The following is a 15,827-nucleotide window of genomic DNA, read 5'->3' on the forward strand; positions in this document are numbered from 1 at the left end:
TCTCAGAATTGCGCGAGGGGACACCCAGCCGTCAGGGCAGGTCGACGAGGATGCGGGCGCCGTAGACGAAGACGAGGTAGTTGCCGGAGAGGGCTGAGGGACCAACTTGAGGTTGTATTTTTACTCCGCCAAGAGAAAGGGGTTCTGTCCAGGTGACGGCGCCGGTGGTAAGGGAATAGATGGAGTAGTTGGAGTAGATCGAGTTGGAGTCGACGGTGAGGAAGCCGCCCGCTCCCTCCATTCCCGGGGCCAGTTGCGGGAGCGCGTTGAGGGTGGTGAGCTGCGCGCCGGTGGCGTCATAGATGACTGTTCCGGTGTATGGGGGCAAGGTTTCGGGGCGAATATCCGTGCCGAAGGTGTTTACGAGGACGCGGTTGTTGTCGATCCAGCCCACGACATAGCCATTGACCGTAGCAGCGAGGGTGCCGTTTTTGTAGATGCTGGTGGTGGATGTGGACGACTCCGCGCCGGTGGAGACAGCGACGAGGGTGCCATCGGGAGAGAGAAAGATGGCACTGTTTCCTGAGTCGAGGTCGGAGGGAGGGTTATCGGACCAGATGATCGGCGAACCGGAGAGTGGTGTGACCTGGCGGGTGTAGACGGTGTTAGAGCCGTTGGGGGTTCCCAGGTATTGGCCCAATGCGGTGCCTGAACCGGAGAGAGAGAAGTCGGAGAGGAAGGGCGTTGTTTGATGCGGGGTGGTGAGTTGATAAGGGAAGCTGTAGGTGACGGTGCCCGCGGGGAGAGAGTAGATGTTGAGAGTTCGGTCGGGTTCGTATTGGGAGTCAGCGAAGCTGGCTGCGGCGGCGAGGACCGATCCATCGCTGGAGAGGACAATCTTTCCGGCGGGGAAGTTGATGGAGCCAACGATGGCTGGGGACGAAGTTTCGAACTCTAGAATCTTGCCGATGGCGGTAGAGATGACGACATGGCCGGGGGCTGCCGCAATGTCGTAGGCGGTGCCGTAGCCGAAGAAACGCGGCGTGGTGGTGGCGCTCGGGCCGTCGAGGACGACGCCATGCACATTGCCTACGGCCCACTGGCTGGGAGAGAGGGCAGCAAAGGCGTGCTCATAGGCGACGGGAAGGGCGGTGCTGCTGCTGAGGGTTGGAGTGGTGCCGGACAGGTCGATGGTGGACGCCGCTGGGGTTCCGTAGGGGAGCACGCCGAGGGTGGAACCAGAGGGAATGACGACGGTGTCGGTGTCCAACGTATACGTGGTGGTGGGAGTGGTGGCGCCGATCGGGTAGAGGCTGAGGATGTTGTTGAAAGTGTAAGTCCAGAACCAATTGGCGTAGCCGTTGAGACCGCCCGGGTCGCTGAGCGATAGCATCCCTTGCTGGACTGTGGCCGCGGAGTAGGTGTAGACGTCGTAGACTGGCGAATTTGCGGGCGGGCTGAGGTTTGGCGTGTTGGTGAGAAAGTGGCTGCCGTCGGTAAACCAGGTGTTGAAGTTGGCGGTGAAGGCAGGACCGACGGAGGAGGTTCCGGAGGGAACGGAGTCGGTTTCGATGACGTTGGCGCCGGCGGGCCCCAGGGCAATTTGAAGCTGTCCGGACGCGGCGAAGGCGTTTGCAATCGAGTAGTCGCCGTGGCGAGAGAACAGGAGATGTCCGTTGCTGGTGCTCCAAACCGAGAGACCGGAAGCGTAGCCGGAGGCGATGTAGGTGCCGTCGGTGGAGAGCTTCCACCAGGCGGAGGGGGGGACGGTGGGGACGGGGTCGAGGCTAGGAGAGGTGAGGGTGGCGATGAGGCTTCCATCAACATTGGAACGAACTTCCACCGCGTTTGCGATGCCGATGGCGAGGACGGAGCCGGCCATATCGGATGGATAAAGAGGGGTGCCGGCCCCATCGCCGCTGGCGAGCTCTGTCGTGGTCGTGTAGTCCCAGAGCACCCAATGACCGTTGCCGTCCTGGGTGAAGAGGCGGGTGGGCTGGAGACGCATGACGACAATCGAGCCGGTCTGGCCGAGGTCGAGCAGACTGAAGACGGTGAAGCTGGCTACGGTTATGGTGACCGTTGCCGTTGTGCTGCCGGCGGAGTTAGTTGCAGTGATGGTGTAGGTGGCTTGCGGGGTAGCGGCGGTAGGCGTGCCGGAGATTGCGCCGGTCGATGCGCTGAGGCTGAGGCCAGCGGGAAGCGCCGGGCTGACCGTGTAGGTGGTTACTGTTCCATTGACGGTGGGAGTGTCGGTGGCGATCGCCTGCCCGACCTTCGAGGTGATGGTGGCCTGTGGATAGTCGAGGTTTGTGGGCGGCGTAGCAAAGGTCACCGTGATCTGCACCGTTGCCGTTGTGCTGCCAGCGGAGTTGGTTGCGGCGATGGTGTAGGTGGTTTGCGGGGTGGCGGCGGTCGGCGTGCCGGAGATTGCGCCGGTCGATGCGCTGAGGCCGAGGCCTGCAGGAAGCGCCGGGCTGACCGTGTAGGTGGCTACAGTCCCGGTGACGGTTGGGGTATCAGTAGCGATGGCACTGCCGACTATCGCGGCGATGGTGGTCTGCGGATAGACGAGGTTTGTGGGCGGAGCAAGGGTCACTGTGATCTGCACCGTTGCCGTCGTGCTGCCGGCGGAGTTGGTTGCAGTGATGGTGTAGGTGGCTTGCGGAGTAACGGCGGTTGGCGTACCGGAGATTGCGCCGGTCGATGCGCTGAGGCCGAGGCCTGCAGGAAGCGCCGGGCTGACGGTATAGGTGATTACTGTTCCATTGACGGTTGGAGTATCTGTGGCGATGGCCTGGCCGACAATCGCGGTGATGGCGGTCTGTGGATAGACAAGGTTTGTGGGCGGAGCAAGGTTCACTGCGATCTGCACCGTCGCCGTCGTAGAGCCTGCTGAGTTGGTTGCGGTGATGATGTAGCTGGCTTGCGCCGTAACGGCGGTTGGCGTGCCGGAGATTGCCCCGGTCGATGCACTGAGGCCGAGGCCTGCAGGAAGCGCCGGGCTGACGGTATAGGTGGTTACGGTTCCATTGACGGTTGGAGTATCTGTGGCGATGGCCTGGCCGACAATCGCGGTGATGGCGGTCTGTGGATAGACAAGGTTTGTGGGCGGAGCAAGGTTCACTGCGATCTGCACCGTCGCCGTCGTGGAGCCTGCGGAGTTGGTTGCGGTGATGATGTAGCTGGCTTGCGCCGCAACGGCGGTTGGCGTGCCGGAGATTGCGCCGGTCGATGCACTGAGGCCGAGGCCTGCAGGAAGCGCTGGGCTGACGGCGAAGCTGGATACTGTTCCTGTGACGGTCGGAGTATCCGTAACGATGGCATTGCCAACGGTTACAGTTATGGTGGTCTGTGGATAGACCAGATTGGCAGGCGGGATTCCCTGTGGCGGAGGTGTAGTGCTCGAAGAGTTGCCCCCGCAGCCTGCAATTACGCCGAAGAAGCATGCCAAGGCGAGAAGGAGTACTGCGGAAAGGATCTGTCGAATCTGCGACCGTCTACAGAAAAGGAACAGCGCGATACGCGTCATAGTGCGCACCAATCCAAGGTACAGCGGAACTCTACCACTCTCCGGAAAAAAACCCTACACCTAAGCGTTATTCACCCTGGGGTAGGTGTGTCTCTGGGTGCTCTTTTTTTGCAGAGCTTTCCGATTGATGCCAATAGCTGCGAAAGCAGCCGGTGCAAACTGCACCCTAACGATCAGTGTGGGATGAAGTTTTTCTGATGGACGGTTAGTGAACGTGGGCTAGAATGCGAAGACATTCGTAAGCCGTGATTTGCCGAATTGGCTGGAAGACTATATTCGAGGAGAGTTTATGAACGATGTCGTAGCCGTAGATACGCAGTCGGGACAGCCGGGGTTGAGCCAGGTGGAGCGCTTGGTGGATACGTTTATCGCTCCTTCGAAGACCTTCACCGATATTCTGCGGAGCACAAGCTGGTGGCTGCCGTTTCTGCTGGCGGTGATTGTGTCGATTGGGGTGACCTTCACGATCGACCGGCAGGTAGGCTTCGGCCGCGTGGCGGAGAACATGATTCTCGACAGCCCGAAACAAGAGGAGCAGATTCAGAGCCTCCCTGAGGATCAGCGTGCGGCCAGGATGCACGGCATCGCGTCGTTTACTAAGAATATCTCGTATGGGACGCCGGTGATTATTCTGCTCATCTCAGCGATCGGGGCGCTGGTGAACTGGGCAAGCTTCAACTTCGGACTGGGTGCGCGGACGACCTTTGGCCAGATGTTCTGCGTGTGGATGTACGCGTCACTGCCGCGGCTGTTGAGTGGGTTGCTGACACTCGTGACGGTGATGTTTGGCGGGAATGCGGAGAGCTTTAATCTGAAGAATCCGGTGGGGACCAACCCCGCCTACTTTATGCCTGATGCTGCGCCATGGTTGAAGGCTGCGCTGGGTTTTCTTGACGTGATCGGAATTTGGAATGTGATTCTGCTGGTGATTGGGACCTCGATTGTGGCGAAGGTAAGCCGTGGGAAGGCTGCGGCCGTGGTCGTGGGCTGGTGGGCACTGGTGCTGATCTTGAGCGTAGCTTCGGCGGCGATGAGCAGCTAAGGCCGCGTGGGCTCGAGTGAGGTAAAGGTGGAGGCGGGCAGGTTCGCGCCGTTGTAGAGGTTGGCCTGGGGAAAGTTGGGCCACGCATAGCGGACGTACTGCGGGTTGGGGATCGCAGGGCTGGCCACGATGATGGTGTCGCCGCTCGCTTCGTGATCGATGCGGGCGTTGGCGCGAAGAAAGACGCGGTCAGATCCGGCGACTTCGAAGCCTTCGACTTGGGAACCTCCGGCGGCGCCGTTCTTGCTGTGGAGGCCGGCGGCGTTGTCGAACCAGACGTGCATAGAGCCTTTGTCCGGGTACGCGAGACGGAAGAGAGGGCCTGAGGCAGTGACGTCTTCGTTGTAAGCGAGGCGGCGGCCAAGCAGAGAGAGGCGCTCGCCTACGGCCTGCTTGTTGGCGGGGTGGACGTTGTGCTCGTTGCCGATGTCGATAGTGACGGCCATGCCGGTGTTGATCAGCGAGAGGGTCTTACGCTGGGCGTCGCGGAGTTCGCCCCAGTCTTCCTTCGGCGAACTGGCGAACGCGGAGATCTGCACGTAGAGAAAGGGGAAGTTGCCCTGGGCCCAGTGCTGGCGCCAGTCCTTGATAAGCGTTGGAAAAAGTCTGTCGTAGAGGCCAGCGCGGTTGAGAGCAGAGTTAGCCTCGCCCTGATACCAGATGACGCCCTTGATCGGAAGCGGAGTGAACGGGGCGACCATCGCGTTATAAAGCGCGGAGGGGCGCCAGGATTCGATGTTGGGGTGCCAGTCGCGATTGGGCGTCGTGGGTTTGCCCTCGGCGCGGGCTTGTTTATCGAAAGCGTCGAGACGCGCCTCGGTGGGTTCGCGATCTGCTTGCTCAGCGCGAGCGGCGAAGACGGGCATCAGGGACGCGTTGGAGCCAAGAGCATCGAGGCTGGTCCATGCCTCGGCGGGCGTACCTCCCCAGGTGGAGTCGATCAGGCCGATGGCGACGTGCTGCTTTTTGTCCTCGAGGGCCTTCTGCAGGTCGCGGGCGAAGAAGTAGGCGACAGCGGAGAAGGTCCTTGCGGAAGCGGGGGTGCAGAGGGACCAGCCGGTGGTGGCGCGAACGTCTTCGCGGGGGTAGTCGGCGGCGTCCTTTTCGATCAGAAGGAGGCGGATATCGGGGTAGTTGGCGGCGACGATCTCTTTCTCTGCGTCTTCAATCTGTGTGTCGGGGCCGAAGCCGTCGAGAGGCATCTCCATGTTGGACTGCCCGGAGGCAAACCAGAGATCGCCGAGGAGAATGTCGTCATAGGTGATGGTGTTGGTGCCGCGAACCGTAAGCGTGTAAGGGCCTCCGGCGGGTTGCGGTGGCAGATAGAGACTCCAGCGGCCGGTGAGGTCGGCCGTAGCGGTGTTGGTGAGGTTGTGGAAGGTGGCGGTGACGGATTCGCCGGGAGTGGCGCTGCCCCAGAGGTGAATAGGCATGTCGCGTTGCAGGACCATGTGGCTGGAGAAGAGTTTGGGGAGGGAGACTTCGGCTTGGGCAGCAAGGGTGGAGGCGAGGAGGCAGAGGGTGAGGCGAAGCTTCATGAACGGGGTCTCCGATTACTCTTATACCGGCTGGACTTTGTGTTGACGAGGCTCGCAGCGGGAAGGTTTCGCTTGCTCCTTCGTTGCGGGGGTCTGCTCGAAGTCAAAGGAGAGGCCCGACAGAAGCCGGGCCTTGGTTGATACGGTTGTTGGTTGATTTACGGTTGGGTGCTGATTACTCAGTCCAGCGCTTGAAGACGAGCGAGCCGTTGGTTCCGCCGAATCCGAAGGAGTTCGAGAGAGCGTAGTTGATCTTCGCAGGCAGCGGTTTGTTCGGAACGTAGTTCAGGCGGCACTGCGGATCGAGCTCAACGATATTCATCGTAGGAGGCGCGATCTGGTGCTGCATGGCCAGGATAGTGATGCCGGCTTCCAGGCCGCCTGCCCCACCGAGAAGATGGCCCGTCATGGATTTGGTGGAGCTGACCATGAGCTTGCCGCTGGTTGCGCGTTCGCCGAAGACATTCTCAATGGCCTTCGATTCGAGGGCATCGCCGAGAGGAGTCGAGGTGGCATGCGCGTTGACGTAGTCGATCTGGTCCGGTGAGAGTCCCGCGACTTTGAGAGCGTGCTTCATCGAGCGATAGCAGCCTTCGCCCTCGGGAGCCATGCCGGTCATGTGGAAGGCGTCAGCGGAGAGACCGTAGCCGAGAACCTCAGCCAGGATCTTTGCGCCGCGTGCCTTGGCGAACTCAAGCTCCTCGAGGATGAGAATGCCCGCGCCTTCGCCGACCACGAAGCCGTCGCGATCCTTGTCGAAGGGGCGGCTGGCGTGCTCGGGGTCGTCGTTGCGCGTGGAGAGCGCCCGCATGGCGGCGAATCCAGCCACACCCAGCGGCGTGATGGACGCTTCGGTGCCACCGGCGATCATGGCATCTGCATCGCCGCGCTGGATGATGCGGAAGGCATCGCCGATAGAGTGAGCCGACGTGGTGCAGGCAGTCGCCGTCGCCTCATTCGGCCCACGCGCGCCGTATTTGATTGAGACGTGGCCAGCGGCGAGGTTGATGATGGAGCCGGGGATGAAGAAGGGCGAGACCTTGCGCGGGCCGCCGCTGAGCAGATTCTGGTGCTCCCGCTCGATGACATCGAAGCCGCCGATGCCGGAGCCGATGTGGACCCCCACCTGATCGCGGTTTTCTTCGGTGATCTTCAGTCCGGAGTGAGCCATCGCCTCGGCCGATGCGGCCAGGGCAAAGTGAATAAAGCGTCCCATCTTGCGGGACTCTTTCTTGTCGACGAAGAGAAGAGGATCGAACTCCTTGACCTCCGCGGCGAATCGGACGGGATGGCCCGTGAGATCGAATGCCTTGATCTCCGCCATGCCACTGCGTCCGGCCATGAGACCTTCCCAAACCTCAGGGGCGGTTTTGCCGACCCCGCAGATCAGGCCGAGGCCGGTGACAACTACGCGACGATGCTCCATTGTTTACTTGGCCTTCTGGTTCTTTTCGATATAGTCGACCGCGTCTTTGACGGTCTTGATCTTCTCGGCATCTTCGTCGGGGATCTGGATGTCGAAGGCCTCTTCGAACTGCATGACGAGCTCGACCACGTCGAGGGAGTCTGCACCGAGATCTTCCTGAAAGCTTGCACCCGGGGTGACTTCCGCTTCATCCACCTGAAGCTGCTCGACAATAATCTGCTTTACCTTCTCGTCTACTGCTGCCATTGCGTTCTCCTGTTTACGTCTGGAATCTGAAGCCTGGATGTTTTGTCGCTCAAGGTCGACACGGCCAACCTCAAGCATACTGAGCGCCTCAGTGAGTGTAAAGCAACCGCAGGCAGCCGTGGGAAATGGGCGACAGGATCTTTTCAGTCTTCCTCGCCAGAGGCGGCAAGCAGTGGGGCGATCCTTGGGACGTCGTCGAAGCCGATCAGGTTGGATACGGGGATGCCGGCGTCGATGGCGGAGACGTTTTTGAGCGCCTTGTTGATCGCCCGCGTGCGCACGCCGAGCTTCTGAATCGTGTTCTGAACCGTGCCCACCTGATCTTCGACCTTCTGCATCAGCCCGCCATAGGTCTCGAACTCCTTCTTGGCACTGGAGAGCACGCGCCAGACCTCGTCGCCCTTCTTTTGGATGGCAAGCGTGTGAAAGCCCATCTGGAAGCTGGTCAGGATGGCCATAAAAGTCGACGGCCCGGCGATAGTGACGCGGCAGCTCGACTGTATCTCGGACTGCAATCCAGGGCGCCGGACGACCTCCGCGTAGAGGTTCTCCGTCGGCAGGAACATGATGGCATGGGGCATGGTAGTGGGTGGGTCGATGTACTTATCGCAGATGCGTCTGCCCTCGGCGCGAATGGAGCGCTCGAAGGCCTTTCCCGCAGCCTCGATGCCTTCGCCGGTCTCGTAGGCATGCTCCAGCCGCTCCCAGTCCTCCTTGGGAAACTTGGCGTCGATGGCGAGCAAAGTATGGCTGTCGGCACCTTCGCCCGAGGGGAACTTGAGAGCGTATTCCACCGACTCAAGCGTTCCCTGCTTGATGCGGGCGTTTTTGATGTACTGCTCGGGCGAAAACATCTGCTCAAGCTGCTGGCCAAGCTGAAACTCGCCCACCACGCCGCGCGATTTGACGTTCGAAAGAACTCTCTTCAGATCGCCCACACCGGTGGCAAGCTCCTTCATCTCACCCAGACCCTTCTGGACTTCGCCGAGGTGTGTCGTGACCTGCCCGAACGACTCCGTAAGCCGGGTCTGGAGCGTAGCATGCAGCTTTTCGTCCACAGTAACCCGCATCTCCTCAAGCTTTGCGGTATTGGTGTCGTTGAGCTTCGAAAGGCGATCTTCCACGGTGAAGCGCAGCTTCTCCTGCTGGTCGTTGGCCTCGCCGGAGAGCTCGTTCAGGCGGCTGTGCAACGCCTCGCGAGCCTCGATCTGATTGCGATTAACCTCGCCAATGAAGTAGGAGAGCCGCTGTGCGATCGAATCCAGATTCTGCTGAACCGCAGTGCGCAGAACCTCGTCGGAGGCTTTGTTGTCGCTGCGAAAGGCGTTCAGCCCGTTCTGCAGCAGCCCGCTGAGCTCGGCGATCGTCGCGGTAATCTCAGTGCGAAGGCTGGTGAAGTCTGCTGCAGCTGCCTCGCGGGTTCGCCGGGCATCGTCGGCGGCGTCGCGGCGTATCTCGGCCAGGCCGCTTCGCAGATGGGCGTCGAGCGCCTCGTTCCGCGCGTCCAGCCGCGTCAGCTGCTCGGGCATCTGGATCAGCCGCGGATCCGTCGCGGGCACCGGCTGCCTGCGAAGCAAAAGCAGAACGACGGCCAGGAGAAGGACGAGATTAACGATGAGAAGGGCAGTAAACATTTCGACTTTCCTTCGCCTCAGAATAGCATCAGGTTCAGTGGAACGTTGTGCGTTTTTTATCGGAGGATAGGGGGTAAACTACCAAATAATGAACGTGTTCAAAATACCTTTACATCATGGAAGTGGAGGTGTAACTTTATAATTGAACATGTTCAAAATTGTCACAAAGGAGAGTTGCTATGATCGTCGCCAGCTGCTATTTCAGCTATCTCGTTATAAGTATTGCGCTTACAGTTTGGGTAGCGCGTACCCTTCACCGTAATGGCCGAGTGTTTTTGGTGGATGCGTTTCACGGCAACGAGGCGCTTGCAGATTCGGTGAACCAACTGCTCGTGGTGGGCTTTTACCTGATCAATATCGGCTATATCGCCCTGGCGTTGAAGACGACCGATCCACTTTCGAATGTCCGGCAGGTGATCGAACTGGAGAGTGTCAAGATCGGAGTGGTCCTGTTGATCCTTGGAGCCATGCACTTTTTCAACATTCTCGTCTTTGCGAAGATGAGGAGCCGATCAACCGGCTTTAGTTCAGCGCCACCACCGCCGCGGATCGCATGAGTTCTCAATGACGAAGATCAAGAAGTCTGAAGAGACGCGCACAAGAATCCTCGAAGCTGCGCTTGCGGTGTTTCGCGAGCGCGGTTTCGAGCGTGCCACGATGCGTGAAATCGCTAAGGCGGCCGAGGTGGCAGTGGGTGCGGCTTACTACTACTTCGAGTCGAAGGACGCAATCGTAATGGCGTTCTACGAGCGTTCGCAGAGCGAGATGCGCCCCCGGATCGAGGCCTCTCTGATTCAGTGCAAGACCTTAGAGGAGCGCTTGCGGGCGATCATCTCGACAAAATTTGAATGCTTTGAACCAAACCGGAAGCTGCTTGGAGCGCTGTCGGCTCATTCGGATCCCGAACATCCGCTGTCGCCGTTTAGCAAAGAGACTGCGACGATCCGAGAACAGGACATCGGTTTCTTTCACAGTGCGGTTGCAGATTCCAGGATCACACTGCCAGCCAGTATCAAACCTTACTTGCCACGTTTGCTTTGGATGTACCAGATGGGTTTGATCTTATTCTGGGTGTATGACCGGAGTAGTGGCCAGAAGAGGACGATGCTGCTCTATGAAAAAACACTGAAGATGATTCTGGTAACCCTCAAACTGGCAGGGATTCCGTTGCTCCGGCCACTCCATCGTCTGGCTGCAGAACTACTCGAGGTGATTTACACAGAAGAATAGATTTATCGAGCGTATGGTTGCATGCTCGAGCGGAGTAGAGGGCTCTGAAAAATCGAGAGGGTGGCCGAGTTGAATAAATACGCATCCAACCGGACAGGTTGGAGATATCGCCATACCGGGACGTAAATTTTTAGTGAAAACAGGTGATTTGAATGGCAGACGCTCTGAACAGCCAGGGATTCGACGATCTTTTACGCAACATCGGGTCGGATGCAACGGCAACATTCGATAACTCCCCCAGCAATCCAACCGAACACGCCAGCAGCGAAGCGACCAACGCCGCGACAGCTGTGGACGGTGACGAGGACGACGACGAACTCGAGGAAGAAGACGACGACGCAGCAGCCGAAGAGGAAGACGACGAAGAGAACGAAGAGGAGGACGTCGAAGATGAGGCGGGTGTGTGAGATGGTGTCTGTGATGTATTCGCGTCGCAGAGAAAAGGAATAAGGATGCCGATTACCAACTACAGTGTCCTCGCGGGAAAGCCGACTGCGGGCAAGGTCGTCACCGGGTCGAGCACGCACTATCAGATCACGATGCAGGCCACCGGCGGCCCGTTCACAGTAGCGGTCAATATTCAGTCGGTGGACGGGTCGGAGGTGTTGTATGACATCGTTGAAGACTTCACGCCGCCGGACCTGGCAGGTCTGCAGGCGCTGTCCATGGGGATGACGCCATTGAAGAGCGAGCCGGGCGGGCTGGCGCTGGACTTTGTGCGGAGCACCGTCAACGGCGCCCCCATGATCACGAAGGCGCAGATGACCCTGCTGCCGAAGGCAAGTGAAAAGGCCAAGGGCGGGGGTTCAGAGCAAGAGATGATTCAGCGGGCGCGGGCAAAAGCGCTGGAGAACGCCATAGTCACCCTGCTCAATATGACGATCGCCGATAAAGACGGCGTGATCTACGCCTTCGGCAGCGCGTACGCCGACTCCGGAAAAGTGGACGGAATCCACGACATCCACATGAACCAAGGAAACCCGGTCGGTGGCAAGGGCGGCGGATTCAGCGGAGATAATGGCGTGTGGCAGGATGGTGCGTTATTTATCAACCTGCCGTCGAAGGGCACATGGACCGCGGTATTTATTGCATTTCAGACTGAGAGCTGGAGTACGGACTCGGCTGGCAATCCGGTTTAGAAGATAATGTCCTGCCGGACGGGCCCACTGAGCGTGGGGCGGTCACTTCGTGACTTGTGTACCCCTTCTGTTGGCGCTCCCGTTGGTCGCAAAGGAAGATGATTCCGACCAACGGGAGGACTACGCGAAGCTCTAAAAAGGCGTGCGAACGCCCGCGCGTACCGGGGTCCCCACAAACAGGTCTTCGTTTGTGGGGTGGCCTAGCGCAGGAGGCCCGTCCGGCAGGACACAGCCTCTCAAGAATCCTCACCCGCCTCAACCGGTCCCAGCCCCAACCCACGCCCCGCCTTCTTCTTCTTCGCCGGATAGACCTTCGCCTCAACCGGCCCCGCCATCGTCTCCTTCACCAGCGCCTCAATCCCACGCCAGTACTTCAGATCCGCCGGACGAGCACTCGGCACCGCCTGCCGCATCCGGCAGTACCACAGCGACCACTCCAGCTCCTTCGAGCTCTTGTTCTTGATCGCAGCTTCAATCCGCGTCACTTCAGAGAATGGCGGCATACACCACTATCTTAGTGGACCCGCAAACAAGCCGCCCTAACGCAGCTCCCGCAATCTCCGGCAAGCCTCCACCAGATCCTTATCCTTCTTCGCAAAACAAAACCGCAGCAGATCCTCACCCCTCCCCAGCCGAAAGAAAGCCGACCCTGCCACCGAAGCCACTCCCGTCTTCGCCAGCAGCGCCCGCGCCTTCTCCGCCGCCGTAACCCCCGGCAACCCAGCCGCAGAAGCCAGCACGTAGTACGCCCCATCCGGCGCCTGCGGCATCATGTGAGCCTCCCGCAGCGCATCCACAATCATCGTGCGCTTCACCTCATGCTCCAGCGCTAGCCCGCTGTAAAAATCCTCCCCCAGCTGCTCCACTCCATCCGCCACCCCCTGTTGCATCGGAGCAGGCGCGCACACATACGTCAGATCATGAAAGTATCCAATCGACCCCAGCCATCTCGCGTCTGCGATCAGATACCCCACCCTCCATCCCGTTACGGAAAACGTCTTCGAAAACCCCGACATCAGAATCGTCCGCTCCCGCATCCCCGGAATCGACGCGGGGCTCAGATGCGTCGCCCCTCCATAAATAAAGTGTTCATAGATCTCATCCGTAAACACGAACAGATCGAACTCCTCCGCAATCCTTGCCAGCCCCTCCAACTCAAAACGCGTAAACACCTTCCCCGCAGGATTCGACGGCGTATTGATCACCATGCCGCGAGTCTTCGGCGTAATCGCCGCTCTGACCGCGCCCAGATCCAACCCCCAGTCGGGCGCAGTCAGCGCCACTGCCACCGCAGCCACCCGCAGCGAACTCAGCGTATTCACGTGATACCCATAGAACGGCTCAAACACCAGCACCTCATCGCCCGGATTCAGCAGAGCCATCGCCGCCGCCTGAAACGCTCCTGTCACCCCACTGGTCACCAGCACCTCGCGCTCTGGATCGACCACAATCCCCAGCGTTCGTTCGACCTTCCCCGCAATCGCCTTTCTCAACCGCGGAATCCCATCTAGCCGCGTGTAGATGTTCAACCCATCGCGAATCGCCCGAATCGCCCCTTCGGCCACCACCTCCGGCACCTCGGTGTCGCACACTCCCTGCGCCAGATTCACCCCACCCATCGCATCGCACGCCACACTCATCGCCCGAATCTCCGACTGCACCAGCCGCGGCGCCAGCTCACTCAACCCAAGCCTCGACGAAACCTCAACCTGTCCCATAACCCGATACCCCCCGAAACCAAGCCAACGTGCAATCATCTTAGCCTTAGCCCGACCAAGCAATCCAAATCCCAACCCGACCAACGGGAGGGCCGAAGCAGCTAACCTCACCCAAGCAAGGGACACACGTCACGAAGTGACCGCCCCACGCGGAGTGGGCCCGTCCGGCAGGACAACAAAAAAGCCACCCGATCCCATCGAGTGGCTTCGCAGTATCCTTTGCTCTGTTCTACTTCGGCGAGACGTCCTTCATCTCCTCCTGCGCCTCTTTCATCTGCTTCATCGCCTCCGCCATTCGTTGTTGTATCTCTCCATTGAGCTCCCTCTGCATATCTGCCATCTGCTGCTTGAATTCAGGACTATTCACCTCTGCGGTCGCCCTCGCAATCTCTTCCTGAATCCGCGGCATCTCCATCGTCTTCAGATTTCTCTGCACCTCTGCCATCTGCTCTTTGAACGCCTCGCTATGAACCATCTCGTTCGCCTTCATCGCCTGCAACTGCGCCTCTTCGATCTGCTTCCTGAACTCCGGACTATTCACCTTCGCCGAGGCTGCGGCGGCCTCTTCTATCTCTCTCTTGAACTCCGGGCTATTGATCCTCGCCGTTGCCGCCGCTATTTCCTTACTCGCCCTTTCCATCTGCTGCTTTATCTGTCTGCGCTCCTCAGGAGTGAGCTTGCGAACCCGTCCATTGACGATCGCGACCGGCTCATCCTCCGAGCCTTCCCAGCGATAGACATGTTGTCCTTTTTTTGCCACAACATCGGCCTGCTTCCCACTGGCCGTGACCTTGCGCTCCGCTGAATCCGAAGCAGCGGCATTCGGCGCAGCCTTCGGAGCTGCATCTGGCACGGCCTGCGGAGCCACACTCTGTCCAATCTCCGGCAACGGAGCCTGCATCTGCTCCTGCGCCATCGTCGGAGTCAAGTGAAACATCGCAGCCACCGCCATCGTCGCCACCATCGCCACCGCTCCACTCGCCAAGCGAATCACCTTCGTCCGCACGCCCACTACCGACTCCGTCTTCATCAGTCTCATCACTCTCTCCTCCAGTACATTGCTGTTAAATAACTGGAACAACCCAACCCCTGCCGTCTCGCGCTCCAACTCCCGCCCTGCCATCATGCCCCTCGCCAGCGTCAGCAAACATCGCGCATATCCAATCTCGGACCGCATCTCCTCCGCGGCCATCGCATCGCACACCATCTCACGCGTCCGCCGAATCCTCCCCTGCACCCAGTGCGTCACCGGATGCCAGCTCACCGGCAGCGCCATCAACTGGCAGATCGCACTCTCCAGCGTGTCCCTCCGCTTCACATGAGCCAGCTCATGCAGCAGCGCCGCCCTCATCTCCTCGGCCTCATATCGTGCAAACTCCACCGGCAGAAGAATCACCGGCGCAATCACCCCCACGATCATCGGGCTCGAGATCTCCACACTCTCGCGCACCTGCGGCAGCCTGATGCGAAGCCGCCGCCCATAGTCCTCCAGCACCACCGTCTGTTCTCCCGCAAGGGTCACCTCTCGCGACCGCTCCACCAGCCGCCGTGCCGCACGCCAGGCCCACACCACTCTCCATAACCCAAACATCACCGCACCTGCATAAAAACCCACCACCCAACGAGCCGCCGTCACCGAAACCTCCACACGTCGTGGCTGAAGCGAGGTCTCTCCCTGCTTCTCGCCGAATCCCCGCGCCCCCAGATCCCCACTAGCCGGCACCACATCACTAGCTCCCACAAGCACCCGCGCGTTCGGGCGCACTCGAACCGGCGCCAGCTCCCCACCCATTCCATGCAGCGGAAGCACTACCGCCAGACCCAGCACCATCAACCACACTCCATGCTGCATTCGCGGCCCCGCCTTCACGGCTGCAAGCATCAACCACGCGCCACCGGCCAGCATCGGCACCTGCCACAACGCATTCGCGACATACTCCACCAGCGTCCGTTCGATCATCTCTCCTCCTTCGCCGAATCACGCTCCGCCGCCGCCAGCCTCTTCCCTACCCGCTCCAGCTCGTCTGCGCTGATCTGCCGCGCGTCCACCATCGCCATCAGCAGCGCCTCGCTCGATCCGCCAAACATCCGCTTCACCATGTCGTTCAACGCGCTCCCCGTCGCCCGATCCCGACTCACCACTGCCCGGTAACGAAACGCACGCCCCTCCTGCACCCGCTTCACCTTGCTCTTGCGCAGCAGCACATTCAACATCGTCTGCACCGTCGTGTAGGCCAGCTCCGCCTTCAACCTCGGCTGCACCTCACTCACCGTGCACGGCCCCGCCTCCCACAGAACCTGCATAATCTCCAGCTCCAGCGGCGTCAGCCCTTGATTCGTCTTCGTCTGCGTCGTCACCCATCCACCTCCTAATGCTTTAGT

The 15,827-nt window shown here is 60.0% G+C and carries 14 protein-coding genes; 5 read left to right on the forward strand and 9 right to left on the reverse strand.

Translation table 11 applies throughout. The features are described 5' to 3' along the window. Positions 1 to 31: 31 nt before the first annotated feature. Positions 32 to 3,472, reverse strand: coding sequence for a beta strand repeat-containing protein (locus HDF08_RS20150; RefSeq protein WP_179640440.1), 3,441 nt, complete (start codon positions 3,470 to 3,472; stop codon positions 32 to 34). A gap of 289 nt (positions 3,473 to 3,761) precedes the next feature. Between HDF08_RS20150 and HDF08_RS20155 the strand changes: the two genes are divergently transcribed. Further along, positions 3,762 to 4,514, forward strand: a complete 753-nt coding sequence (locus HDF08_RS20155; protein ID WP_179640441.1) for a Yip1 family protein — start codon at positions 3,762 to 3,764, stop codon at positions 4,512 to 4,514. Here HDF08_RS20155 and HDF08_RS20160 read toward each other — a convergent pair. From HDF08_RS20160 to HDF08_RS20175, 4 genes are all read right to left on the reverse strand, one after another. Further along, the gene (locus HDF08_RS20160; protein WP_179640442.1) at positions 4,511 to 6,052 is read right to left on the reverse strand and encodes a sialate O-acetylesterase; all 1,542 of its coding nucleotides are present in this window, start codon (positions 6,050 to 6,052) and stop codon (positions 4,511 to 4,513) included. The genes HDF08_RS20155 and HDF08_RS20160 overlap by 4 nt on opposite strands. Positions 6,053 to 6,227: 175 nt before the next feature. Beyond that, a complete protein-coding gene (gene fabF, locus HDF08_RS20165) occupies positions 6,228 to 7,478 on the reverse strand; it encodes a beta-ketoacyl-ACP synthase II (protein WP_179640443.1) in 1,251 nt (416 codons plus the stop codon). Between the two features lie 3 nt (positions 7,479 to 7,481). Further along, a complete protein-coding gene (locus HDF08_RS20170; protein WP_179580522.1) occupies positions 7,482 to 7,724 on the reverse strand; it encodes an acyl carrier protein in 243 nt (80 codons plus the stop codon). Positions 7,725 to 7,867: 143 nt separating this feature from the next. Continuing rightward, positions 7,868 to 9,358: a DNA recombination protein RmuC gene (locus HDF08_RS20175; RefSeq protein ID WP_179640444.1), complete on the reverse strand. Its 1,491-nt coding sequence runs from the start codon at positions 9,356 to 9,358 to the stop codon at positions 7,868 to 7,870. A 179-nt stretch (positions 9,359 to 9,537) separates the two neighbouring features. On the opposite strand from HDF08_RS20175, the gene HDF08_RS20180 reads away from it, so the two are divergent. The 4 genes from HDF08_RS20180 (at position 9,538) to HDF08_RS20195 (ending at position 11,727) form a co-directional block, all read left to right on the forward strand. Beyond that, a complete protein-coding gene (locus HDF08_RS20180; RefSeq protein ID WP_179640445.1) occupies positions 9,538 to 9,915 on the forward strand; it encodes a hypothetical protein in 378 nt (125 codons plus the stop codon). Positions 9,916 to 9,922: 7 nt separating this feature from the next. Further along, positions 9,923 to 10,588, forward strand: coding sequence for a TetR/AcrR family transcriptional regulator (locus HDF08_RS20185; RefSeq protein ID WP_179640446.1), 666 nt, complete (start codon positions 9,923 to 9,925; stop codon positions 10,586 to 10,588). 152 nt (positions 10,589 to 10,740) lie between these two features. Then, positions 10,741 to 10,995, forward strand: coding sequence for a hypothetical protein (locus tag HDF08_RS20190; protein WP_179640447.1), 255 nt, complete (start codon positions 10,741 to 10,743; stop codon positions 10,993 to 10,995). A 45-nt stretch (positions 10,996 to 11,040) separates the two neighbouring features. Next, positions 11,041 to 11,727, forward strand: coding sequence for a YukJ family protein (locus HDF08_RS20195; protein ID WP_179640448.1), 687 nt, complete (start codon positions 11,041 to 11,043; stop codon positions 11,725 to 11,727). 236 nt (positions 11,728 to 11,963) lie between these two features. Here the strand turns inward: HDF08_RS20195 and HDF08_RS20200 are convergent, their stop codons facing one another. The 4 genes from HDF08_RS20200 to HDF08_RS20215 all read right to left on the reverse strand — a co-directional run bounded on the left by HDF08_RS20200 (position 11,964) and on the right by HDF08_RS20215 (position 15,803). Continuing rightward, on the reverse strand, positions 11,964 to 12,230 hold the full coding sequence (locus HDF08_RS20200) for a hypothetical protein (RefSeq protein WP_179640449.1): 267 nt from the start codon (positions 12,228 to 12,230) through the stop codon (positions 11,964 to 11,966). A gap of 36 nt (positions 12,231 to 12,266) precedes the next feature. Next, entirely contained in the window at positions 12,267 to 13,445 is a 1,179-nt protein-coding gene (locus HDF08_RS20205) for a pyridoxal phosphate-dependent aminotransferase (protein ID WP_179640450.1), read from the reverse strand. A gap of 229 nt (positions 13,446 to 13,674) precedes the next feature. Further along, on the reverse strand, positions 13,675 to 15,405 hold the full coding sequence (locus HDF08_RS20210; protein ID WP_179640451.1) for a M56 family metallopeptidase: 1,731 nt from the start codon (positions 15,403 to 15,405) through the stop codon (positions 13,675 to 13,677). After that, positions 15,402 to 15,803: a BlaI/MecI/CopY family transcriptional regulator gene (locus HDF08_RS20215; RefSeq protein WP_373563242.1), complete on the reverse strand. Its 402-nt coding sequence runs from the start codon at positions 15,801 to 15,803 to the stop codon at positions 15,402 to 15,404. Before HDF08_RS20215 ends, HDF08_RS20210 begins: the two co-directional genes overlap by 4 nt. Positions 15,804 to 15,827: the final 24 nt, after the last annotated feature.

The organism is Tunturiibacter empetritectus (assembly GCF_013410875.1).
Classification (GTDB): domain Bacteria; phylum Acidobacteriota; class Terriglobia; order Terriglobales; family Acidobacteriaceae; genus Edaphobacter; species Edaphobacter empetritectus.